Source organism: Citrobacter sp. H12-3-2 (assembly GCF_009649895.1).
Taxonomy (GTDB): Bacteria; Pseudomonadota; Gammaproteobacteria; order Enterobacterales; family Enterobacteriaceae; genus Citrobacter; species Citrobacter portucalensis.
Window position 1 is genome coordinate 67,783 of record NZ_CP045837.1, and the last position, 21,739, is coordinate 89,521.

A 21,739-nucleotide genomic window follows, 5' to 3' on the forward strand; every position below is an offset into this window, starting at 1 on the left:
CAGATCTGAAAATCCAAAACATCCTGAATTAAATTTTTATCTCCCCATATTTGCGAGCGATATCACTCTGAATCCCACTAAAAATGTGATCTGCGCCGTAAATATCTCACTATTTCCCGTTTTTGTCTTATTTCTGTCCGGAATACAGGACACGATTTAGTATTGTTGGCGCATCGTAGTCCTCTTATATTTATCATCACGGATTACACGTGGAGCATAAATGCTTCTTTATAACCTAAATAATTCGAGTTGCAGGAAGGCGGCGACGCAGCGAATCCCCTGAATGTACATAAGTACGTGACTGGGGTGAGCGAGGAAAGCCAACGCACATGCAGCTTGAAGTATGACGGGTATAGATATTTAATCTGGTATGTAATAAGGGTAAATAATGCAAATGATTACCTCGCGACAAAACAGATTATTAAAATTTCTTCTGTCTAAGAAGGAATATGTCACGCTGCTGAAAATTGCCGAGTATTTATCTGTTTCAGAGAAAACTGTGCAGCGCGATCTGCGCTTACTGGAACCATGGTTATCAGAATGGAAAATAACTATCGATAAACGTGCTGGTGCTGGGGTGATATTAAGTGCCGATAATATTACCGACCTTTTATATATGGACCAGTTATTAGGATCGGAGGGTGATGATGCTGACGGCATGATGAATAATTCACGGCGAGTCAAGATAGCTTCACAGTTATTAAGCGAAACGCCGCATGAAACGTCGATCAGTAAATTATCCGAACGTTATTTCATTAGTAGCGCATCGATTGTTAACGATCTGAAAGTAATTGAATCCTGGATTACCCCGTTGGGCCTGTCGTTGATTCGTAGTCAGAGCGGCACGCACATTGAAGGTAGCGAGAGCGGTGTGCGCCAGGCGATGGCATCGTTGATTAACGGCGTGATTAACCATAATGAACCCGGCAGCGTGATTTATTCACGCCTGGATCCGGGCAGTTATAAAGCGTTAGTGCATTACTTTGGCGAAGAAGACGTTTTATTTGTCCAGACGTTATTGCAGGAAATGGAGAACGACCTGTGCTGGTCGCTCGGCGAGCCTTATTACGTCAATATCTTTACCCATATTCTGATCATGATGTACCGCATCACGCGGGGCAATGCGCTTCCGAGAAAAGAAGAGAGCATCTCTACCTGTGATGAGAACATATTTTCCATTGCCAGTCGCATGATCCAGCATATCGAAAAACGCATTGCCCACCCGCTGCCGGAAGACGAAGTCTGGTTTATATATCAATACATTATCTCCTCGGGTGTGGTGATTGAAGAGCATAATGACGTGAGTGTGATTGGCCATATGCACTCCAGCGACGAAGCGCGTTTGATTACCCATCGGTTGATTGCCACCTTCGCCGAGATGGTCGACAGCGATCTTAGCCAGGACACGGCGCTGTATGACGGATTGCTGATCCACATTAAGCCGCTGATTAACCGACTGAACTACCAGATCCGCATTCGTAATCCGTTGCTGGAGGATATCAAAGGCGAGTTGCAGGACGTGTGGCGTCTGACCCAGTGTGCGGTGAATAGGGTGTTTAGCGGTTGGGGCGAGCGGGCCGTGTCGGAAGATGAAGTGGGATATTTAACCGTGCATTTTCAGGCCGCAATGGAGCGTCAGATAGCGCGTAAACGCGTGCTGCTGGTCTGTTCAACGGGTATCGGCACTTCTCACTTACTCAAAAGCCGTATTCTGCGCGCCTTTCCGGACTGGACTATCGTCGGCGTGGTGTCGGCAGGCAGCCTGCCCACTGTACTGACGGACGATATTGAACTGGTGGTATCGACGATTAATTTACCCGCGGTTGCCATGCCGGTCGTGTATGTCACTGCCTTCTTCAATGATGCGGATATTAAGCGGGTAACAGAAACGGTTATTACGGAAAAATTACATCGGGCGACGTCGCTGGTCGTTGAAAATTAATGTCTGAACTCCATGAGGTATGATTGATGGACATCACGAAAATACTCAATACAAATCGCGTTATTTTGGACATGAAGGCTACAAGCAAAACGGAGGCTATTGAGGAACTGACGGATATTCTGCAAAAAGATGGAGCAATTAGCTGTCGCGAAACGTTTATTCAGGATGTCTGGCAACGTGAGTCAGAAGGCTCGACCGGCTTCGAAAACCATATTGCGATCCCGCACGGGAAATCCTCGGCGGTGGTCAATACCACGCTGGCGATTGGGCGTACCCGCCAGGATATTCCCTGGGAAACCCTGGACGGCAGCAATGTACGGTGCATTATTCTGTTTGCCGTACGTCTTGAAGATCAAAACACCACCCATATTCGTCTGCTTTCGCAGGTTGCTGGCGCGTTGGCAGATGACGACATTATTGAACAACTATTAGTTGAAAGTAGTCCACAAAAAATTATTGAGCTTTTTAGCCAATATGCTGAATCCAATGTCTGCTAAATAAAATGTGGAGCATGTTATGAATATTGTTTGTGTTGCCGCCTGTACGGCGGGTATTGCGCACACCTATATTGCCCGTGAGAAGTTAATTAAAGGTGCTAAAGCGCTTGGTCATAATATAAAAGTTGAAACCCAGGGCACCATTGGCACAGAAAACGAACTGCTGACAGAAGATATTTCTTCAGCTGATGTCGTGATTCTTGCCGTCGATGTAAAAATAAAAGGTGAGGAGCGATTTTCAAACAAACGCATTGTGCGAGTAAAAACTGAAATCGTCATAAAATCGCCCATTCAGTTTCTTGAAAAGGTCGAGAAATCATTAGTTAATAATAACCAGTAGCGATCCTCATTCTGGAGGGGTTTCACATGAGTGAAAATAAAATTCCGCTATCTCAGGAAATAAAAAAACATTTATTAACGGGAATTTCGTGGATGATCCCGTTAATTGTCGCCGCCGGGATCTGTATTGCTCTCGGGCAAATACTTGGCGGCACTAACGTCGGTGAAAAAACAGGAACTATTCCCTGGATGCTCAACCAGATTGGCGGCTGGGGGATGGGGTTAATCGTACCGCTGATTAGTGCGGCGATTGCGTACTCCATTGCTGACCGTCCGGGATTCGCGCCGGGCCTGATTGTCGGCTTCGTCTGCGGAGAAATTCATACCGGTTTTATCGGTGGGATGCTGGGCGGATTTCTGGTCGGTTATACCGTCCTGCTGCTCAAGCGCTATATCCGTTTGCCGCAGTCGATGCAGGGGTTGATGCCCATTATGGTGCTGCCGGTACTGAGTACCGTCATTGGCGGCCTGTTGATGATGACGCTGATTGGCAAGCCGATTGCCTGGCTGCAGGACGCGTTGATTCATCTGCTGGAGTCCATGCAGGGCGGATCCCGCTTTCTGATGGGCGCTATCCTCGGTGCGATGGCGACATTCGACTTCGGTGGGCCGGTGAATAAAACCATGTCGCTGTTTGCTGACGGCATGCTGGTCAGCGGCGTGTACGGTCCGGAAGCGGTGAAGTTTGTTGGTTCGATGATCCCTCCATTTGGCATTACGCTCTCTTTCCTGCTGACGCGTCACAAGTACACCCGTGCGGAACGTGAGGCGCTGAAGGCCGCATTCCCGATGGGGATCTGCATGATTACCGAAGGGGTTATTCCGATTGCGGCGCGCGACCTGCTGCGCGTGGTGGGCTCCTGCGTGGTGGCCTCGGCGATTGCGGGTGGCCTGATTATGGTGTGGGGTGTCGAAAGTCCGGTACCGCACGGCGGCATGTTTGTGGTTCCGCTCTTTACGCATCCGCTGCTGTTTTGCCTGGCGCTGGGGATCGGTACGGTGATTTGTGGCGTCATGCTGTCGCTGTGGAAGAAACCGGTAACCGAGCGTGATGAAGAGTTTGACGAACTCAGCGATCAAAAGCTGAAAGACGAAGAAATCACCTTCACCCTGGAATAACCGGAGGCCGTATGTTTGCCGATATGAAAAGCATGGTGACCAAAGCCTGGCGCGAGCAGTACGCGCTGCTGGCCATCAACTGTATGAACCTGGAAAGCGCCCGCGCAGCAGTGCGAGTGGCGGAGAAACACCGTGCGCCCATCATTCTGAATTTGTATCAGGGGCATCTGGAGCATTTTCCGGCCCCGATAGCGGCAGCGGTGGTCAAAACGCTGGCAGAGGAAGCCTCGGTTCCGGTCGCGCTGGCGCTGGATCATGGAAAGGATCCTGTACGCATTCGCCAGGCTTTTCGCGCCGGATTCAGCGGCTTAATGATCGACGCCTCCGCCTTTGCGCTGGAGGAGAACATTCGCCAGACCCGGGCGGTGGTTGAGCTTGCAGCCAGCGTTTCTCTGTGCGTGGAAGGCGAGCTGGGCCATCTGGCCGATGCTCCGTGCTATGACCACGCCGCTAACGCTGATTTGATGACCCAGGCCGCCGACGTGGAACCCTTCATCCAACAGACCGGGATCGATTTGCTGGCGGTGTCGGTGGGTACGGCACACGGCATGTACGCGCCGGGTATCACTCCTGCTATTGATTTCCAGCGGCTGGAGGAAATAGCCCGGTTATCAACGGTGCCGCTGGCGCTGCATGGCGGCAGCGGAACGCCGTTTGACCAGCTACAGCGCTGTCCGACGTTTGGTGTCGCCAAGATAAACGTTGGTGCGGCGGTTTTCGAAGCCGGAAAGGCTGCGCTACTGCATACCCTGTGTCGCGACACATCCGGTGAACTCGTTGATGCCCTGGCCCTGATGGAACAGGCCTGCGAGGAAGCCATTATTCCGTACCTGCAGGCCAGCGGCGCTATCGGCAAAGCCTGATTCATTTTCTGTAACGCCTTCTATGCCTCTGCGATGACGCACTGGCAGGGCTTTCTACACCCTGAAACTGGAGAATTAACATGTTAGTTTCGATGAAAGAATTACTGCAACCTACCCGTCAGCACGGTTTTGCCATCGGCGCATTCAACGTGGCGGACAGCTGCTTTGTACGCGCAGTAGTGGAAGAAGCGGAAGCGACCAATACCCCGGCGATTATCTCCATTCACCCCAGCGAACATGATTTTGTCGGCGATGCGTTTTTTAGCTACGTCCGTGATATCACCATGCGTAGCCCGGTTCCCTTTACTCTGCATCTGGACCACGGCGCTTCGGTTGAGCATGTCCTGCGGGCGATTCAGTGTGGGTTTACCTCGGTGATGATTGATGGCTCGCTGCTGCCATATGAAGAGAACGTGGCGCTGACCCGCGAAGTGGTCAAATTGGCGCATGCGGTAGGTGTTTCGGTGGAAGGGGAGTTGGGAACGATTGGCCAGACCGGGACGTCAGTGGAAGGCGGCGTGTCGAAGGTTACTTATACCGATCCTGCTCAGGCAGAGGATTTTATCGCCCGAACCGGTGCAGACACGCTGGCGGTGGCGATTGGAACCGCGCACGGGATCTACCCGAAAGGGATGCAGCCTGAGCTGCAAATGAACATCCTGCGCGATATCGCCGGGCGTGTGGATATTCCGCTGGTGCTGCACGGTGGTTCCGCGAACCCGGATGCGGAAATTGCCGAATCCGTGACGCTGGGCGTTGGCAAAATCAACATTTCCAGCGATATGAAATACGCCTACTTCCAGAAAGTCCGCGAAATCCTGGCGAAAGAAACCTGGTGGGACCCGAACGTAATCTATCCGGAAGCCATTAGCGCCGCGCGGGACGTGATCCGCCACAAAATGAAACTGTTCGGTTCAACCGGCAAAGCATCACTTTACTAACGGCATGCAGGCGGGGCGACCCGCCTCTTTCGCAACAAGGAAAAGTGGAATGAAGCGTTCACACATTAATTATGCCGTCGATAAAGCGCATGCCATCGCTGAGACTTTTCGGGTCTGTCTGCCTGATTTCGCATATTTTACGGTCGATGCCTGGCGGCAACAGGATCAAACTCTGTGGCGTGAAGTGCGCGATCTCCAGTTGGGCTGGGATATTACCGACTTCGGGCACGGAGATTTTGCGCAAACGGGGCTGACGTTACTAACGTTGCGCAATGGTCTGATGGGGTCAGCGGATTACCCCAAACCGTATGCCGAAAAGATGCTGCAAATTCAGCAGGATCAGCAAACGCCATGGCATTTTCATCGCCATAAAATGGAAGATATCGTTAATCGCGGCGGCGGTGATTTATGTATGCAGCTGGCGTGGGTCACGCCTGATGATGAGTATGACGCCCGACGCGTTGTTGAGGTTAGCGTGGATGGTCAGCGGCGTACCGTTAACGCTGGCGAGACGCTGGTATTGAAACCGGGACAAGGAGTGTGCCTGCCACCGCGCTTGTATCATCGCTTTTGGGCGGAGAAGGCGTTTGTGCTGGGCTGGGAAATCTCGATGGTCAATGACGACCAGCATGACAACCACTTTCTGGAACCTGGCGGTCGCTTCCCGGTGATTGAAGAAGACGAGCCGGTGAAATGGCTGTTGTGCAGTGAATATATTCGCTTATGAGCGTGAGTAGGCCCGGTAAGCGAAGCGCCACCGGGCAATAAATCATTGTGCAGGTGGTGGTGCAGTGACTTCACTCCCCGAAACCACGCCCGCCTGCATGGTTTGCGTTACCTGCTGTTTCTCCACGTTCACCGCATGCAGCTGACCGTTGACCGTTGGCTTGAGAGGCGCATCGGCCTGAATATTGCCGCTGGCGGTAAGCTGGATGTTGCCATCGCCGGAAAGCGGCAGTGCGGGCCAGCCCCACTGCTGCAGGATCGTCATTGGCACGCCGCGCCCGTTCAGGCTGACCTGCGTCTGGCGCTGAGGTAGCTGCGAAATACTGGCAGTGGCCTCCAGCAGTCCTTTTTCCGTATAGGCGCTCAGTTCGCTGATATTGATGGTGCTGCTGTTTGCCGTTAGCGCCAGAGAAGGACGACGCACATCCGTACGGTTAAAGGTGGCTGCGGCAGCGTTGAGGGTGGCGCTCCCGCTCCAGATCCCCCACTGATTGTTCTGTACCAGCCCGAGGTTAGCGCCGTAGCCGTCCAGCGCGGTGAGCTGCCACGGGAAATTCGGGTCGATATCAATCACCAGATTGCGGCTGGCGCTGAATTTCTTCAGCGTCAGGCTGTTTAGCCACGCTGGCAGGGGTTTCATCCACAGCTGCTTCCAGTTTTCCGGCAGCGTGTATTCCAGACCAGCAATAGCGGCATCGTCAAGGACCAGCGCTTTGTTGCTGCGCATCCAGTTTCCGGATGTTCTGACCATACCGCCTTCCCAGCGGGTGGTGAACTGGCGCAGCGCAATGCCCTGCGGTGAGAACTCGGCGTTCAGAATCGGATCGAAGAAGTGCAGAGAGCCGTAAATAAACTCGCTGGCATTCATCGACAGTTTGCCTTCCTGAGTTTGCCAGTCGTCCTTGCTGAAGGTCATGTTGCGTAAGCTCAGATCGAGATCCGTCACCGCCCAGTCGGGGCCTTGCAGACGGGCATCCGTCACTTCCAGACGACCAATTTGCAGGGAAGGAATAGTGCTTAACGGGGCAAAAAAGTCGGCCAGCGATTTGTCGCTTTGCAGCCGGATATCGTTCAGGCGCAGATTCTCCACAACCCAACTTCCGTCTGCATTGCGTTGCGCTACGCCGGTTAATGCCCCACGCGCCACGTCAGCGCCAATATTGCTTAGCGTCACCCGGTCATGGTCGATGCTGCCTTCAATCAAGACGTTGGTAGTTGGAACATCGTTGAGCGTCAACGAACTGGCGCTGAGCTGAATTTGCGCTTTGCTCCCGAGAATTTTACCTGCCTCAGGGCTCCAGGGAATGACGCCGCCGTTAACGCGCTGGGCGCTGAGGTTCCACTCGCTGCCGGGGCTGTTAAGCGCCATATCCTGCATTTGCAGGCGATCGGCCTGGAACGGTAGCGGTGCGGTTTGCTGGGAAAGATTCAGTGTGCCGTTTTGCAACAAAATGGTGTCTACGTGCAGCGGGTCGGTGATTTGGCGGCTACTCAGCCCAATATCGACCGTTTTAGCGACCAGCGTTGCGGGCTGACCATCCCGGCCAAAGGTGACGTTTTCCAGCAGAATATGGGAAGGGGAGGAAAACCGGTGATCGATGGCATCAAACGCCAGATGGTAGCTGCTGTTCTCCGAAACCCAGGCGCTGACGTGCTCTGCCCCCCAGCGGGTTTGCAGTAGAAAATAAAGGCCGAGAATCGCCACTGCAAGGGCGATCAGCACGTAAAGAAGCAGCTTTCCAATAAATTTCATGGTCTTCCATCCCGCGAAGTGCACATAGTCAAGTTATGCACGATTTAGGCGCAATGCTCAAGGCGGGAATGGTGAAAGAGCGTTACAGCGGCGTTGATTCAGAACCAACGCCGCATTTTGCTTATTGCTTTTCTGGCGGGAATACCAGATTCAGAACGATTGCGGTAATACCGCCAGCGGCGATACCGGAAGAGAGCAGGTTTTTCACCCAATCCGGGGCGAACTGGAGAATCAGCGGCTGCTGGGAAACACCCAGACCAACGGCCAGCGACAGCGCGATAATCAGAATCGCGCGGCGGTTCAACGGCTCGCGGGACACGATACGCACACCGGATGCTGCGATAGTACCGAACATCACCAGCGTTGCGCCGCCCAGTACCGGCTCAGGAATATGCTGTACAAAACCGCTGACTGCCGGGAACAGGCCCAGCGCGATCAACATCAGCGCCACCACAAAACCAACGTAGCGGCTGGCAACGCCTGTTAACTGAATAACCCCATTGTTCTGGCCAAAACAGGAGTTCGGGAAGGTGTTGAACACGGCGGAAACAAACGAGTTCAGACCGTTCGCCAGCACGCCGCCTTTCAGGCGCTTCATATACAGCGGACCAGAAACCGGCTGCTCGGAGACATCAGAGGTGGCCGTAATATCGCCGATGGTTTCCAGTGACGTGATCATAAAGACCAGCATCAGCGGCAGCAGTAAACTCCAGTCGATGCCCAGGCCATAATACAGCGGCGTTGGCACCATCAGCAGGTCCTGACTTACCGGTGCGGTATTTTGCGGCAGCATGTCCATAAACCAGGCCAACAGATAGCCTGCCGCCATCGCAATCACCAATGACGCAACGCGCAGGTACGGGTTGCGTTGACGGTTAAGCAGGATGATTAGCGCCAGCACCACGCCTGCCAACAGTAAATTCTTCGGCGCACCAAAGGTGTTGTCGCTCATTGCGGCATAGCCACCGCCAATCGATGTCAGACCCACCTGAATCAACGACAGGCCGATAATCATCACTACCACCCCTGAGACCAGCGGAGTAATAATACGACGCGCCAGGTGCAGGACACGCGAGATAACCATCTCGGTGCAGCTTGCCAGCATCAGCGTACCGAACAGCGCCGCCATCATGGTTGGGACATCTGCGCCACCGGTTTTTAGCGCCGTACCGCCCATAATCAGTGGCGCAACAAAGTTAAAGCTGGTGCCCTGAATGGATAGCAGCCCTGAGCCGACCGGCCCCCAGGCTTTGATCTGGATGATAGAAGCCACGCCGGAGGCGAACAGCGACATACTGATAATGTGTTGAGTATCCTGAGCCGGTAAACCAAGCGCCTGGCAAATTAACAGAGCAGGGGTGATCACCGCGACGAACATGGCCAGCAGATGCTGACAGGCGGCAAACAGGGTCTGGGCTAACGGGGGGCGATCTTCAAGACGGTAAATCAGTTCACTGTTGTGAGTCTGCGCAACCGGTTGCGCATTTGTTGACTCTACGGCGTTAACGGACATCAGAGGCAATCCCATGGTGGAAAAGCGGTGATTTTATCTGACCAGGGCAGAAAAGCAAACGTTTGCTAGCAGGTGTTCTTAATATTTAAAACGGATAAACAAACATTTTTATATAACTTTTCATCATTTTCTGCTTAAAATCCACTCCGAAAACTCAATAAGAGCTAAAAATCGGTCTGGAATGCATCGTGCGTGATTGTGCTAAACGCACTAATGGAGCTGTAAATGTTTTATCTCGATACGTTATCAACGCTGGTTGCGGCAACCCTTGTGTTGCTGCTGGGACGTAAGCTCGTCCAGTCTGTTTCCTTCTTGAAAAAATACACCATTCCCGAACCCGTTGCAGGCGGATTGCTGGTGGCGATTGCGCTGCTGGTGCTGAAAAAAAGCATGGGTTGGGAAGTGAACTTCGATATGACCCTGCGCGATCCGCTGATGCTGGCCTTTTTCGCCACTATCGGTCTGAACGCCAATATCGCCAGTCTGCGTGCTGGTGGCCGCGTGGTGGGTATCTTTCTGATTGTGGTTGTTGGCTTGTTGCTGATGCAAAACGCCATCGGTATTGGTATGGCGACCCTGCTGGGTCTGGACCCGCTGATGGGTCTGATCGCTGGCTCGATCACCCTCTCTGGTGGACACGGAACCGGGGCCGCGTGGAGCAAGCTGTTTATTGAACGTTATGGCTTCACCAATGCGACTGAAGTGGCGATGGCTTGCGCAACGTTTGGTCTGGTGTTGGGTGGGCTGATTGGCGGCCCGGTGGCACGCTATCTGGTCAAACACTCCACCACGCCAGACGGTATGCCGGACGATCAGGCCGTGCCGACCGCATTTGAAAAGCCGGACGTTGGGCGCATGATCACCTCGCTGGTGCTGATTGAAACCATTGCTCTGATCGCTATCTGTCTGACGGTGGGTAAAATCGTTGCGCAAATGCTGGTTGGAACAGTGCTGGAATTGCCGACCTTCGTCTGCGTGCTGTTTGTTGGGGTGATCCTCAGTAACGGTCTGGCGCTACTGGGTTTTTATCGGGTGTTCGAACGTGCGGTTTCTGTACTGGGTAACGTTAGTCTGTCGCTGTTTCTGGCGATGGCGCTGATGAGCCTGAAGCTGTGGGAACTGGCTTCACTGGCCTTGCCGATGCTGGCAATCCTGGTTGTGCAGACTATTTTCATGGCGCTGTACGCGATATTCGTCACCTGGCGCATGATGGGTAAGAACTACGATGCCGCCGTGCTGGCTGCCGGACACTGCGGTTTTGGCCTCGGCGCGACGCCGACGGCGATTGCCAACATGCAGGCGATTACCGAACGTTTTGGACCATCCCATATGGCGTTTCTGGTGGTGCCGATGGTGGGGGCGTTCTTTATCGATATCGTCAACGCGTTGGTGATTAAGCTGTATCTGCTGTTACCGATTTTCGCGCAATAACGGCTGTGCGGCGGGGTAACGTCCGCCGCCGCTATGAATTAACTACGCGTTGGAGTAGCGTTCGGTTTCCGGCATCCAGCGCTCTATCAGTGCCACGGCCTGTTGCGGATAACGTTCGTGAATATGGCGGGCAATGCGCTGAACTTCCGGGATAATCGCCTGATCGCGCAGTAAATCTGCGACCTTGAATTCTGCCGTTCCGGTCTGGCGAGTACCTAACAGCTCGCCGGGGCCGCGAATCTCTAAATCTTTTTGCGCAATTACGAACCCGTCGTTGCTGTCTCGCAGAACCTGCAGGCGTTTCTGCGCGGTTTTAGACAGCGGTGATTTGTAGAGCAGAACGCAGTGGGAAGCCACCGCGCCACGGCCTACGCGACCACGCAACTGGTGCAACTGGGCCAGGCCTAAGCGTTCCGGGTTTTCAATTATCATCAGGCTGGCGTTTGGCACGTCCACGCCCACTTCAATCACCGTCGTGGCAACCAGCAGATGCAGTTCACCCTGCTTAAAGGCCGCCATTACTGACTGCTTCTCGGCGGGCTTCATGCGCCCGTGTACCAGGCCAATATTGAGTTCTGGCAGCGCCAGTTTAAGCTCTTCCCACGTCGCTTCTGCCGCCTGAGCTTCCAACAAGTCAGACTCTTCAATCAGCGTACAGACCCAATATGCCTGACGTCCTTCGTGGGTACAGGCGTTGCGCACGCGAACAATGATATCGCTGCGGCGGGTATCCGGAATGGCGACCGTAGTGACCGGCGTACGCCCCGGAGGGAGTTCGTCAATGACCGACGTGTCGAGGTCAGCATAGGCCGTCATCGCCAGGGTACGTGGAATCGGCGTGGCGGTCATGATTAGCTGGTGTGGATGGAAACCCTGCTGCTGACCTTTTTCCCACAGCGCCAGGCGCTGATGAACGCCGAAGCGGTGCTGTTCGTCGATGATAACCAGCGCCAGCCCGTTGAACTGCACCTGTTCCTGGAAAATCGCGTGCGTGCCGACAATCATCTGCACCTGACCGCTGGCGATGGCTTCTTGTTGCGCCAGACGCGCTTTACCTTTCTGCTTGCCCGCCAGCCAGCCCACTTCAACGCCCAGTGGCGCGAACCAGTTGCGGAAGTTATTTGCATGTTGTTCAGCCAATAGTTCGGTAGGAGCCATTAGCGCAACCTGCTTACCATGTGCGATAGCCCGCAGCGCGGCCAGCGCGGCAACCAGCGTTTTACCGGAGCCGACATCACCCTGCACCAGGCGCATCATCGGCACATCCAGTGCCATATCGCGTTCAATCTCAGCGGTAACGCGGGCCTGTGCGCCAGTAGGTTTGAACGGCAATGCTGCCAGCAGCTTATCTTTTAGCGCGTTGTTAGCACTTAACGGCTGGGCGTGAAAACGCTGTGCCCCGGCGCGTAGTGCCAGCATGCTGAGATTATGCGCCAGTAGTTCTTCGAGAATCAGACGTCGCTGCGCCGGATGTTGTCCGGTTTCCAGATCGCTGAGTTGCAGCGACGGTGGGGGGCGGTGCAACGTGCGCAGTGCTTCGGGTAGGCTCATCATGCCCTGTGACAGCTCTGGCGGCAGCAGTTCGGCAATGGCGCAGGTATCGAGTAGATCCAGTGCCTGATCGGTCAGCTTGCGCAGCGTGGCCTGCTTCACACCTTCGGTGGTTGGATATACTGGTGTGAGTGTTTCCTGCAATTCTGGCGTGCTGAGATCGCCTTGTACGCGGTATTCCGGGTGAATCATCTCTGCGCCGTATTTCCCGCGTTTGGCTTCGCCGTAGGCCAGTACCCTACGCCCGGTAGCGAGGCTGTTTTTCATCGCTGCGCTGAAGTTGAAAAAGCGCATGGTGAGAATCCCTGAGCCATCGCTGATTTGACAGGTCATCATCCGGCGGCCGCCGAAGGTGATATTGCAGTTCAGCACTTCGCCTTCAACGGTGGCATAGACACCCGGCAGCAGTTCGCCAATTGGGTACAGATGGGTACGGTCTTCGTAACGCAGAGGGAGGTGGAGCAGGAGGTCCTGCACGGTGTGCAGGCCAATTTTCGCCAGTTTACTGCTTTGCGCTGCGCCAACGCCGGTCAGAGAGTTGAGTGGGATGGCATCCAGTAAACGGCCTTTCATCGCGTTTATCTCGCAGATTGCATAGTGGCCCACCACGTTGCATCGGCTTCAATTTCGCCCTGCGTGTTTACGTGAGGGTAGGGAAGACCTTTGCGCTTAGCGACATTCGCCAGCACCGGATAACCGCCTTCAAACAGTAAGCGCTGCTGCTCTTCTTGTGGCAGCATGCTGTTTTCTCGTCGGTACATCCCCGCGTTTTGCCGCTGGCGCTGTGCTTCGTACAGAATCAGCGCGGAGGCGACAGAAACGTTCAGTGACTGCACCATGCCAGTCATGGGAATGATGATGTCCTGATCAGCCAGATTCAACGCTTCCTGAGTGATGCCGGTTTTCTCCTGGCCCATCAGGATGCAGGTGGGGCGCGTGTAATCAATCTCGCGAAAATCCACAGCTTTATCTGACAGATGGGTTGCCAGGACCTGCATGCCCCGGCTTTTTAAATGTGTGACCGCATCGCCAATGGTAAGGTGAGTTTTCACCTGAACCCAACTGTTGCTGCCTGCGGCAGAAGAGGCCATGGTGCGCATACGGCTACCCGGCCAGACGGCGTGGACTTCATGCACGCCAACCGCATCTGCAGTACGAATAATCGCAGAAACGTTATGAGGTTTGTGAACCTGCTCCATGCAGACGGTCAGATCGGGCTGACGACGTGCGAGCATCTCGCGGATACGTGCATAGCGCTGTTCATTCATAAGACTAGTTTCGGTTACGGGTGACTTTTATCACGTCCGGCATGACGCGGATTTTGCGCATGATATTCGCCAGGTGCACACGATCGCGAGCGGTCAGGCGAATAAAGGCGCTATAAACGCGGCCATCTTTCTCTTCCGTATTCAGACTTTGAATATTGGAGGTGGTCGTGTTGATTGCCGCCGTCAGGTTCGCCAGAGCACCCTGGTGGTTAAACATATCCACCTTAATCTCGGTGATGAATTCCTGCTCCGTCTCTTTATCCCATTCCACCGCCATAAACTTCTCTGGCTCTTTCTGGTAGCCACGAATATTACGGCAGGACTCATGGTGGATCACCAGACCTTTACCCGGACTGACGTGGGCAATGATTGGATCACCTGGAATTGGACGACAGCATTTCGCGAAGGTGATCAGCACGCCGTCTGCGCCTTTGATTGGCAGATGACCATGGCCAGATTGTGCTGGTACGTTCGCTGTTGCTTCGCCCTGCTGGAGGTTTTTCGCTACCACCACGCTCATGGCGTTACCCAGACCGATTTCTGCGAGCAGATCGTCAAGCGTGGCGAGCTTCATACGCTCAAGCTCACGCTGGATGCTCTCTGGCGGGATCTCAGCCAGTTTACGGCTACCGCCCAGGGCATGGTTGAGCAGTCGACGACCCAGACTGACGGAATCATCGCGCTTGAGGTTTTTCAACAGTTGGCGAATCTTGGCGCGCGCTTTCGAACTGACGACGAAGTTTAGCCACGCTGCGTTCGGACGTGCGCCCGGCGCGGTGATAATCTCAACGGTCTGGCCGCTAAAGAGCGGTTGTGAAAGCGGGTAAGGCTGTCTGTCGACGCGCGCGCCGACGCAGGCGTGACCGATATCGGTATGCACGGCGTAGGCGAAGTCGACAGGCGTTGCACCGGCGGGCAGTTCGACAATGCGCCCTTCCGGTGTGAAAACATAAATCTCATCCGGGAAGAGATCAGATTTGACGCTTTCAATAAATTCAAACGAGCTACCGGCGCTCTGCTGCAGTTCCAGCAAGCTTTGCATCCAGCGCTGAGCGCGGATTTGCGCAGTGGTGCTGCTTTCGCCGCCGTGCTCTTTGTAAGCCCAGTGCGCTGCGACACCCATCTCTGCCATCTGGTCCATGTCTTCAGTACGAATCTGTACTTCAACCGGGACGCCATGAGGGCCGATCATTGAGGTGTGCAAAGACTGATATCCGTTCGCTTTCGGAATGGCGATATAGTCTTTCACGCGACCAGGGCGTGGTTTGTACAGGCTGTGCATCTGGCCGAGTACGCGATAGCAGGTATCGGAATCATGAACGATGACGCGAAATGCGTAGATATCCATGATGGAGTGAAAACGCTGCTCTTTGAGCACCATTTTGCAGTAAATAGAGTACAGGTGCTTCTCACGCCCGCTTACGCGACACGGAATACCTGCCTCCTGCAAACGCCCTTCGATTTCCGAGAGGATTTTTTGGATCATCTCTTTGCGGTTGCCGCGAGCGGCTTTAACCACTTCTTTAATCACGCGATAGCGGTTTGGGTACAGCGCTTCAAAACCCAGCTCTTCCAGCTCGGTTTTAATGTGATGAATACCTAAACGGTGTGCCAGCGGACTATAGATTTCGAGAGTTTCACGGGCGATGCGGCGACGCTTGTCCGGGCGTAATGAACCCAGCGTGCGCATGTTGTGGGTGCGGTCGGCAAGTTTGATGAGAATGACGCGGATATCCTGCACCATTGCCATAATCATCTTGCGAAAGTTTTCAGCTTGCGCCTCTTTCTTATCGCGAAACTTAAGCTTATCAAGCTTCGATACCCCTTCTACCAGCTCTGCAACGCTTTTACCAAAAAGCTGTTCCATGTCCTGATAGGTGGCTGGGGTATCTTCAATCACGTCATGCAGCAGCGCAGCCATCAGCGTTTCGTAGTCGAGTTTCATCTCGGCCAGAATGCAGGCTACCGCTACCGGGTGCGTGATATAGGGTTCACCGCTTGAACGTGTCTGGCCCTCGTGAGCGTCACGTGCAACGAGATACGCCTGCCGAAGACGCTTAATCTGGTCTTCCGGCAGGTAGTTTTGAATCAGTTGATTCAGGCTTTCAAACAGATACAAGGGCGACCCGCTTTGTGATTAACGACGACCTTCAGCTATAGCGGTAACGGCTTGTAATTCAGCGGCTTCCTGCTCTTGCTGTTCCTGGCGCTCACGCACGTCGAGGATCTGGTTGTTGATCAGACCTTCTTCGATTTCGCGCAGCGCGATAACGGTAGTTTTATCGTTTTCTTCCGGTACGAGCGGATCCTTTCCGCCTACCTGCATCTGACGAGCGCGACGCGCGGCGACCAGTACCAGGTCAAAACGGTTACCAATTTTCTCTACAGCGTCCTGAACAGTTACGCGTGCCATACTTAAAATGCTCCACAGGTGAAGAAATGACTGGGCATGATACTGAATGTGGGTTCAGTCTGCCAACAGTTTGCTGATTAAAGCGTCATGACGCTGCTTTTGGCGGCTCATGCGCAGACGTTCGGCGCGAATGATGGTTTTCAAATCGCCCAGGGCGGTGTCGAAATCATCATTCACAATAAGATAATCATATTCGGCGTAATGGCTCATTTCTGCAACAGCTTGCGCCATACGTTTCGCGATCACGTCTTCGCTATCCTGACCGCGGCCACGCAGGCGGCGGTCCAGCTCAATCTTAGACGGTGGCAAAATAAAAATACTGCGCGCATGCGGCATTTTTTCACGAATTTGCTGCGCACCTTGCCAGTCGATATCTAAAAAGACGTCTACGCCGGATGCTAATACTTGCTCAATGGTTTCACGCGAGGTGCCGTAGTAATTACCGAAAACCTCCGCGTGTTCCAGGAACGCGTCTCTGCCAATCATGGTTCTGAATTCATCATGGTTCACAAAGAAATAGTGTTCACCGTGCACTTCCCCCGGGCGCGGTGCGCGCGTGGTGTGCGAAACAGAAACCTGGGTGTCATACAACGGTTGGGTCTTTAATAAAGCCTGAATCAGGCTGGATTTACCCGCGCCACTGGGGGCAGAAACAATATAAAGCGTGCCTTGAGCCATGAGTATCTTAATGTATGTGATTGTCGAAAGAGAGCCTACATACGGGCTTATTATACACGTAGCCGCTATGTGACGTAGCCCTTGTCACACTTTTTGCGCATGTTTATTGCGTTTTGCGTACCAGTTTCCTGTTTTATCGATGATTTGCAGCAATACATGCAAATGTCCGGAAAGCTGTTCGCAGGATGAATTTTTGCCGCTCTGTTTCTATTTCACTTCGCGCTATACCTGCCGGGAAACGTATCGTTCAGCGGAGATAGCATGGGATTATGGAAATGCATAGGGCTGGTTTTACTGGTGTGGCATTTACCTGCGTGGGCGGTATGCCCCGTCTGGTCGCCTGCCAGGGCAAACGAGGAAATTTCACGACTACAGCAGCAGATTACACAGTGGAATGACAGTTACTGGAAACAAGGGGAAAGTGCCGTAGACGACGGCGTTTATGACCAGCTCAATGCGCAACTAATTCAATAGCAGCGCTGTTTTGGCGATGAAGTCCCACCAGATCTGTCTGTGCCCCCAATAAGTGGCACCGTCTCGCATCCAGTTCCCCACACGGGCGTTCGAAAACTAGCTGATAAGCAAGCGCTACAGCAATGGATGCTCGCTCGCAGCGATCTCTGGGTGCAACCGAAGGTGGATGGCGTGGCGGTGACGTTAGTCTATCGCAATGGCAATCTGGTACGGGCGATTAGCCGTGGTAATGGCCTGAAAGGCGAAGACTGGACGCAAAAGGTTCTGCAGATCCCTTCCGTACCACATTCCACCAAGGGGAAACTCGCTAACAGTACGTTGCAGGGTGAGATATTTTTGCAGCAAGAGGGGCATATTCAGAAGCAGAGAGGGGGAATGAATGCCCGCTCGAAGTTTGCTGGATTAATGATGCGCCAGGGCAATCCGGAAATGTTACGCTCGCTGGCAATTTTTATCTGGGCCTGGCCTTATGGTCCGGCGGTCATGCCTGAAAGACTGGAGCAGCTCACGGCTGCCGGGTTCAGTTACACGCAACGTTATACTCAGGCCGTGAAGAATGCGGATGACGTCGAAAAGTCGCGCGCCAGGTGGTGGAGTTCAGCATTACCTTTTGTGACAGATGGTGTCGTGGTGCGAACGGCAAAAGAGCCACGGGCAAAGTATTGGCTACCCGGGCAGGGTGAGTGGCTGGCGGCGTGGAAATATCCTCCCGTGACGAGGGTATCTGAGGTTACTGGTATTCAGTTCTCCGTTGGTAAAAGCGGGAAAATTGCGGTGGTTGCATTGCTGACTCCCGTCATGCTGGATGATAAACGCGTACAGCGCGTCAATATTGGCTCCGTCCGACGCTGGAATGAATGGGATATCGCGCCTGGCGATCAGATTCTGGTGAGCCTGGCTGGACAAGGGATACCCCGTATAGACGAGGTGGTCTGGCGCAGCACTCAGCGTACTAAGCCAATACCCCCCGAGGGGCGCTTCAATTCATTAACCTGTTTTTATGCTACAGCGGAGTGCCAGGAACAGTTTGTTGCCAGACTGGTCTGGCTGGGCGGCAAAGAGGTGCTGGGGCTGGAGGGGATCGGCGAGGCGGGATGGCGAGAGCTCAACCAGGTGTATCGCTTTGAACATATCTTTTCCTGGCTTGGGTTAACTCAGGAACAGTTAGAGTCTGCACTTGGTGTAATCAAAGGGGAGAAGCTGTGGCATCAGTTCAACCTGTCGCGCGATCTCCCGTTCACGCGCTGGGTGATTGCCATGGGAATACCGTTAACACAGGCAACGCTAAATGCCAGCCGGGATGGTTCGTGGCAGCAATTAAAAGAACGCGATGAACAAAGCTGGCGGCAGCTCCCTTTCATGGGAGAACGGCGGGCACGGCAGGTTATTCAATGGCTGGAGGATCGAGAGGTCACAGCGCTGAGCAACTGGTTAGCTGCTCAGCGGATCGCGGGCTTTATGCCTTAATGGCCTTCGTGGCGATAGTAAAATACCGGCAGACCTAACTTCAGGCGCAGCGCCAGTAATCGGGCGGTAAAGCCGAAGAGCAGAGTAGAGATAACCACTACATCATGACTGGAGACATAATGCTGTAGCACGATGTACAACACAGCAGCGGCGAATGATACGCCAGCATACAACTCTTTCTGGAACACTAACGGGATGCGTTTGCAGAACATATCGCGTAATACGCCACCGAAGACGCCGGTCGTGACCGCAGCGACCACGGCGATAATCGGTCCATGACCCATATCCAGTGCCACCTGAGCACCGATAATAGAAAAGACCACCAGGCCCAGCGCATCCAGTACGAGGAATATTTTGCGCAGATAGGGCATGACGGGAGCAATAATGGTGGTGAGTACCGCAGCGGTCGCTACGATAATGACGTATTCAGGGTGCTTTACCCAGCCAAGCGGATAGTGGCCGAGAAGAATATCGCGTACCGATCCGCCGCCAATGGCCGTCGCGGTGGCAATGATAATGACGCCAAATGTATCCATACGACGACGCCCAGCAGCAAGCGCACCGGTCATGGCTTCGGCAGTAATACCAATTAAATATAAAACGTGTAACAGCATGTATTCCCCCTGATTTGCTGGGGGCTAAGGTTAACGATTTGTGCGCCTTGTCACGATTGAGATTTTCTAAGGTGAAGTGATTTTAATAACTACAGCTAATGCGAATTTGCTGAAAATGCGTGGTGATATGCGCTTTGTATTATGAGCTTCAATAAAGAATGATGAGAAAATATAATTCGAATTGAACAAGGGAGTATCAAAGCGTCGGGAAAAATACGTAGCCTCGCCATTTATTGGCGGGCTACGTAGAATGGTTGCTTACTCGATGTTGAATTTGTTTGTAGAGTAGGTGGGCTTATACCTTATGGTTACTGGGTTTCATGCAATGCTTTTTTTCATTGTGTACACCCATGTGTACACGTATTTTTGAGGTGCTATTATTTTTTGCTTGTTTTTTTAACTACGAAACATTCGTAGTCCCGCAGTTTTCTTTCCGTCATCCCAAGCTCGGATCCTTATTGTCATTCCTTAATGAGGCTGGTTATCAGGTCAAAGCGAACAAGGCATGGGATAAAGATATCTACAGCGTGTGGAATCAGCTGGGCGTAACGCTGAGTTGCTTGCGGAAGCAATATGATAACTCTAGTTTATCTGGGCCACAGACGCGGGAAACGAAAAGAGTGTAAAATGGAGGTTAGGCACCTTCTAAATCTTCATGAATGGGGTCATTGTCTGCACGGACGAATCCTAACGCATCTCCAAATCTGGCTCTCGGAAATCCGGATTTCGGAACGCCCATCGATTCATATGAACAACCAGGCATATTAGGTTTTTTATCAAAGAGTTCTGCAACTTGTCTGATCCAAGTAGAACCCGGACCAATCATTTTCACCAGATACCACATTATGCATATGGCGCTGTATAGACGCTCACATGCCCTGGCATCAATCTTTAGCTCATTGAAAAAAACAGATTCTGGAATTGGGACGGCTACATGCTTGCGGTTCCAGATACGCGAGTGATGGGCACAGCGATTACGAAGCAAATTCAGACATTGCAACCACTTCATCAGAGTCTGTTTGTTATCGAGTTGAAGACGTTTGATAATTTTAGCCTGCATACCGCCATTAAGCATGGCGTAGTATTTTGACATCTGACCAAAATCCCATGTCTCAACAGCAACCCAGAAAGGAATTTCTTTTTGTTGGCTGAGATGCCACATAATACACTCATCTCTACTGTCTTGAATTTTCAGATCAAGTTTTTTCAGCCATTTTTCAAAGGTACTGGGCTTCCCATCCCGGCCGTCGTTGCGTAGATGTTGTTTGATATAGGATTCTTTTCTGTAAGCGAGAGGGTCATGGCGACCCACCTCATGGGCAATGACTGACCGAATGTGAATCTCAATACGCTCAAGAGCATCCATCATCAACATTCGCAGTTTTTTATCGAAAAGATAAAGATCGTAAGCCTGTTCGAATGACGTACCTGCAAGAAAATCATCACTCCTAAATGACAGGCCATCATCACTAGTGCGAATAATTCGCGAGGTATACCAGAAGCCCGAAAGACGATAATAACCAACCTGAGATAGCTTTCTCATCGCCCGATGACGATCATCAATGACCATACCTCGGCTCAACAAAAGCTCGAGCTGCTGGCGATATTCTTTATGCGGCTTGGCTGCAATCATTCAGTTATACGGATTCAGAAAATAAAAGGCCCGACCGTGAGACTCACAGACCAAATTGGCTACGGAGAAACAGGGGATCGGGCTCGGTTGCTGATAACTGTACCCTAAGATAGCAGCATGTCAATGTGACATGTCACAATATGTTCCTCCCACAGTCCCCAGTAGAACAGTAAAAACACTATATGTGGTTTTTATTCGGTCGATTGGCTACTACAGAATGCGTCAATTAATTTTTCCTATTAATTAAATTATCTAAGCTCAATTATCTAACTATCCTCGGTTTCTTCCACTGGTAGGTCGGTGCTCTCATCATATCCCGGAACCTGTTGCGCCGTACTATATCCGCGTTAATGGTGCGCTCTATCTCCCGCTGATCTGCTGGAGTAAGCTGGTGGCCGTCATGCTCAAGCTTTGCTATAGCCAGCAACCCGATCTCTCGTGGCGTCATTATTTGTCCCCATGCTGGTGGTGTACAGTATTATATTGTTATTCAGGAGATATCTCACGGCTGGCATAG

The 21,739-nt window shown here is 52.7% G+C and carries 18 protein-coding genes and 1 pseudogene; 9 read left to right on the forward strand and 10 right to left on the reverse strand.

Annotated elements, in window-relative coordinates; all coding sequences use genetic code 11:
• Window positions 1–388: 388 nt before the first annotated feature.
• From GHC22_RS00335 to GHC22_RS00365, 7 genes are all read left to right on the forward strand, one after another.
• A complete protein-coding gene (locus tag GHC22_RS00335) occupies window positions 389–1,942 on the forward strand; it encodes a transcription antiterminator (RefSeq protein ID WP_153751997.1) in 1,554 nt (517 codons plus the stop codon).
• A gap of 26 nt (window positions 1,943–1,968) precedes the next feature.
• The gene (locus GHC22_RS00340; RefSeq protein ID WP_008786490.1) at window positions 1,969–2,439 is read left to right on the forward strand and encodes a PTS sugar transporter subunit IIA; all 471 of its coding nucleotides are present in this window, start codon (window positions 1,969–1,971) and stop codon (window positions 2,437–2,439) included.
• A gap of 19 nt (window positions 2,440–2,458) precedes the next feature.
• The gene (locus GHC22_RS00345; protein ID WP_103284560.1) at window positions 2,459–2,779 is read left to right on the forward strand and encodes a PTS fructose transporter subunit IIB; all 321 of its coding nucleotides are present in this window, start codon (window positions 2,459–2,461) and stop codon (window positions 2,777–2,779) included.
• Window positions 2,780–2,805: 26 nt separating this feature from the next.
• On the forward strand, window positions 2,806–3,897 hold the full coding sequence (locus GHC22_RS00350; RefSeq protein WP_003827232.1) for a PTS fructose transporter subunit IIC: 1,092 nt from the start codon (window positions 2,806–2,808) through the stop codon (window positions 3,895–3,897).
• Between the two features lie 11 nt (window positions 3,898–3,908).
• On the forward strand, window positions 3,909–4,760 hold the full coding sequence (locus tag GHC22_RS00355) for a class II fructose-bisphosphate aldolase (protein ID WP_032945395.1): 852 nt from the start codon (window positions 3,909–3,911) through the stop codon (window positions 4,758–4,760).
• Window positions 4,761–4,840: 80 nt separating this feature from the next.
• Window positions 4,841–5,701, forward strand: a complete 861-nt coding sequence (locus tag GHC22_RS00360) for a ketose-bisphosphate aldolase (protein ID WP_003827236.1) — start codon at window positions 4,841–4,843, stop codon at window positions 5,699–5,701.
• Between the two features lie 49 nt (window positions 5,702–5,750).
• Window positions 5,751–6,428 (forward strand): D-lyxose/D-mannose family sugar isomerase, encoded by a 678-nt coding sequence (locus GHC22_RS00365; protein ID WP_103014667.1) that lies wholly within the window; start codon window positions 5,751–5,753, stop codon window positions 6,426–6,428.
• Between the two features lie 42 nt (window positions 6,429–6,470).
• Here the strand turns inward: GHC22_RS00365 and GHC22_RS00370 are convergent, their stop codons facing one another.
• On the reverse strand, window positions 6,471–8,180 hold the full coding sequence (locus GHC22_RS00370) for an AsmA family protein (protein WP_103284561.1): 1,710 nt from the start codon (window positions 8,178–8,180) through the stop codon (window positions 6,471–6,473).
• A gap of 121 nt (window positions 8,181–8,301) precedes the next feature.
• Entirely contained in the window at window positions 8,302–9,693 is a 1,392-nt protein-coding gene (gene xanP / locus GHC22_RS00375) for a xanthine/proton symporter XanP (RefSeq protein WP_003024026.1), read from the reverse strand.
• Window positions 9,694–9,918: 225 nt separating this feature from the next.
• On the opposite strand from xanP, the gene gltS reads away from it, so the two are divergent.
• Window positions 9,919–11,124: a sodium/glutamate symporter gene (gene gltS, locus GHC22_RS00380; RefSeq protein WP_003024029.1), complete on the forward strand. Its 1,206-nt coding sequence runs from the start codon at window positions 9,919–9,921 to the stop codon at window positions 11,122–11,124.
• Window positions 11,125–11,166: 42 nt separating this feature from the next.
• Here gltS and recG read toward each other — a convergent pair whose 3' ends face one another.
• Genes recG through gmk form a run of 5 tightly spaced genes read right to left on the reverse strand, consistent with a single transcriptional unit; the run spans window position 11,167 to window position 17,034 of the window.
• Window positions 11,167–13,248, reverse strand: coding sequence for an ATP-dependent DNA helicase RecG (gene recG / locus GHC22_RS00385; RefSeq protein ID WP_153751999.1), 2,082 nt, complete (start codon window positions 13,246–13,248; stop codon window positions 11,167–11,169).
• Window positions 13,249–13,253: 5 nt separating this feature from the next.
• Window positions 13,254–13,943, reverse strand: a complete 690-nt coding sequence (gene trmH, locus GHC22_RS00390; protein WP_048237018.1) for a tRNA (guanosine(18)-2'-O)-methyltransferase TrmH — start codon at window positions 13,941–13,943, stop codon at window positions 13,254–13,256.
• 4 nt (window positions 13,944–13,947) lie between these two features.
• On the reverse strand, window positions 13,948–16,062 hold the full coding sequence (gene spoT / locus GHC22_RS00395; RefSeq protein WP_003024038.1) for a bifunctional GTP diphosphokinase/guanosine-3',5'-bis pyrophosphate 3'-pyrophosphohydrolase: 2,115 nt from the start codon (window positions 16,060–16,062) through the stop codon (window positions 13,948–13,950).
• A gap of 18 nt (window positions 16,063–16,080) precedes the next feature.
• Window positions 16,081–16,356 (reverse strand): DNA-directed RNA polymerase subunit omega, encoded by a 276-nt coding sequence (gene rpoZ / locus GHC22_RS00400; protein ID WP_000135058.1) that lies wholly within the window; start codon window positions 16,354–16,356, stop codon window positions 16,081–16,083.
• 54 nt (window positions 16,357–16,410) lie between these two features.
• On the reverse strand, window positions 16,411–17,034 hold the full coding sequence (gene gmk / locus GHC22_RS00405; RefSeq protein WP_003024042.1) for a guanylate kinase: 624 nt from the start codon (window positions 17,032–17,034) through the stop codon (window positions 16,411–16,413).
• Between the two features lie 261 nt (window positions 17,035–17,295).
• On the opposite strand from gmk, the pseudogene ligB reads away from it, so the two are divergent.
• Window positions 17,296–18,975: pseudogene (gene ligB / locus GHC22_RS00410) on the forward strand (NAD-dependent DNA ligase LigB).
• On the opposite strand, the gene GHC22_RS00415 reads toward ligB, so the two are convergent.
• The 3 genes from GHC22_RS00415 to GHC22_RS24605 form a co-directional block, all read right to left on the reverse strand.
• On the reverse strand, window positions 18,972–19,589 hold the full coding sequence (locus GHC22_RS00415) for a trimeric intracellular cation channel family protein (protein WP_003024049.1): 618 nt from the start codon (window positions 19,587–19,589) through the stop codon (window positions 18,972–18,974). The pseudogene ligB and the gene GHC22_RS00415 overlap by 4 nt on opposite strands.
• A gap of 634 nt (window positions 19,590–20,223) precedes the next feature.
• Window positions 20,224–21,222, reverse strand: a complete 999-nt coding sequence (locus GHC22_RS00420) for an Abi family protein (RefSeq protein WP_049014606.1) — start codon at window positions 21,220–21,222, stop codon at window positions 20,224–20,226.
• Window positions 21,223–21,484: 262 nt separating this feature from the next.
• Window positions 21,485–21,670: a hypothetical protein gene (locus GHC22_RS24605; RefSeq protein WP_228553215.1), complete on the reverse strand. Its 186-nt coding sequence runs from the start codon at window positions 21,668–21,670 to the stop codon at window positions 21,485–21,487.
• Window positions 21,671–21,739: the final 69 nt, after the last annotated feature.

Bases quoted from the DNA above. Each gene is read 5' to 3' on its own strand.
- GHC22_RS00335 (WP_153751997.1), top strand. From the start codon at position 389: ATGCAAATGATTACCTCGCGACAAAACAGATTATTAAAATTTCTTCTG.
- GHC22_RS00340 (WP_008786490.1), top strand. From the start codon at position 1,969: ATGGACATCACGAAAATACTCAATACAAATCGCGTTATTTTGGACATG.
- GHC22_RS00345 (WP_103284560.1), top strand. From the start codon at position 2,459: ATGAATATTGTTTGTGTTGCCGCCTGTACGGCGGGTATTGCGCACACC.
- GHC22_RS00350 (WP_003827232.1), top strand. From the start codon at position 2,806: ATGAGTGAAAATAAAATTCCGCTATCTCAGGAAATAAAAAAACATTTA.
- GHC22_RS00355 (WP_032945395.1), top strand. From the start codon at position 3,909: ATGTTTGCCGATATGAAAAGCATGGTGACCAAAGCCTGGCGCGAGCAG.
- GHC22_RS00360 (WP_003827236.1), top strand. From the start codon at position 4,841: ATGTTAGTTTCGATGAAAGAATTACTGCAACCTACCCGTCAGCACGGT.
- GHC22_RS00365 (WP_103014667.1), top strand. From the start codon at position 5,751: ATGAAGCGTTCACACATTAATTATGCCGTCGATAAAGCGCATGCCATC.
- GHC22_RS00370 (WP_103284561.1), bottom strand. From the start codon at position 8,180: ATGAAATTTATTGGAAAGCTGCTTCTTTACGTGCTGATCGCCCTTGCA.
- xanP (WP_003024026.1), bottom strand. From the start codon at position 9,693: ATGTCCGTTAACGCCGTAGAGTCAACAAATGCGCAACCGGTTGCGCAG.
- gltS (WP_003024029.1), top strand. From the start codon at position 9,919: ATGTTTTATCTCGATACGTTATCAACGCTGGTTGCGGCAACCCTTGTG.
- recG (WP_153751999.1), bottom strand. From the start codon at position 13,248: ATGAAAGGCCGTTTACTGGATGCCATCCCACTCAACTCTCTGACCGGC.
- trmH (WP_048237018.1), bottom strand. From the start codon at position 13,943: ATGAATGAACAGCGCTATGCACGTATCCGCGAGATGCTCGCACGTCGT.
- rpoZ (WP_000135058.1), bottom strand. From the start codon at position 16,356: ATGGCACGCGTAACTGTTCAGGACGCTGTAGAGAAAATTGGTAACCGT.
- gmk (WP_003024042.1), bottom strand. From the start codon at position 17,034: ATGGCTCAAGGCACGCTTTATATTGTTTCTGCCCCCAGTGGCGCGGGT.
- GHC22_RS00415 (WP_003024049.1), bottom strand. From the start codon at position 19,589: ATGCTGTTACACGTTTTATATTTAATTGGTATTACTGCCGAAGCCATG.
- GHC22_RS00420 (WP_049014606.1), bottom strand. From the start codon at position 21,222: ATGATTGCAGCCAAGCCGCATAAAGAATATCGCCAGCAGCTCGAGCTT.
- GHC22_RS24605 (WP_228553215.1), bottom strand. From the start codon at position 21,670: ATGACGCCACGAGAGATCGGGTTGCTGGCTATAGCAAAGCTTGAGCAT.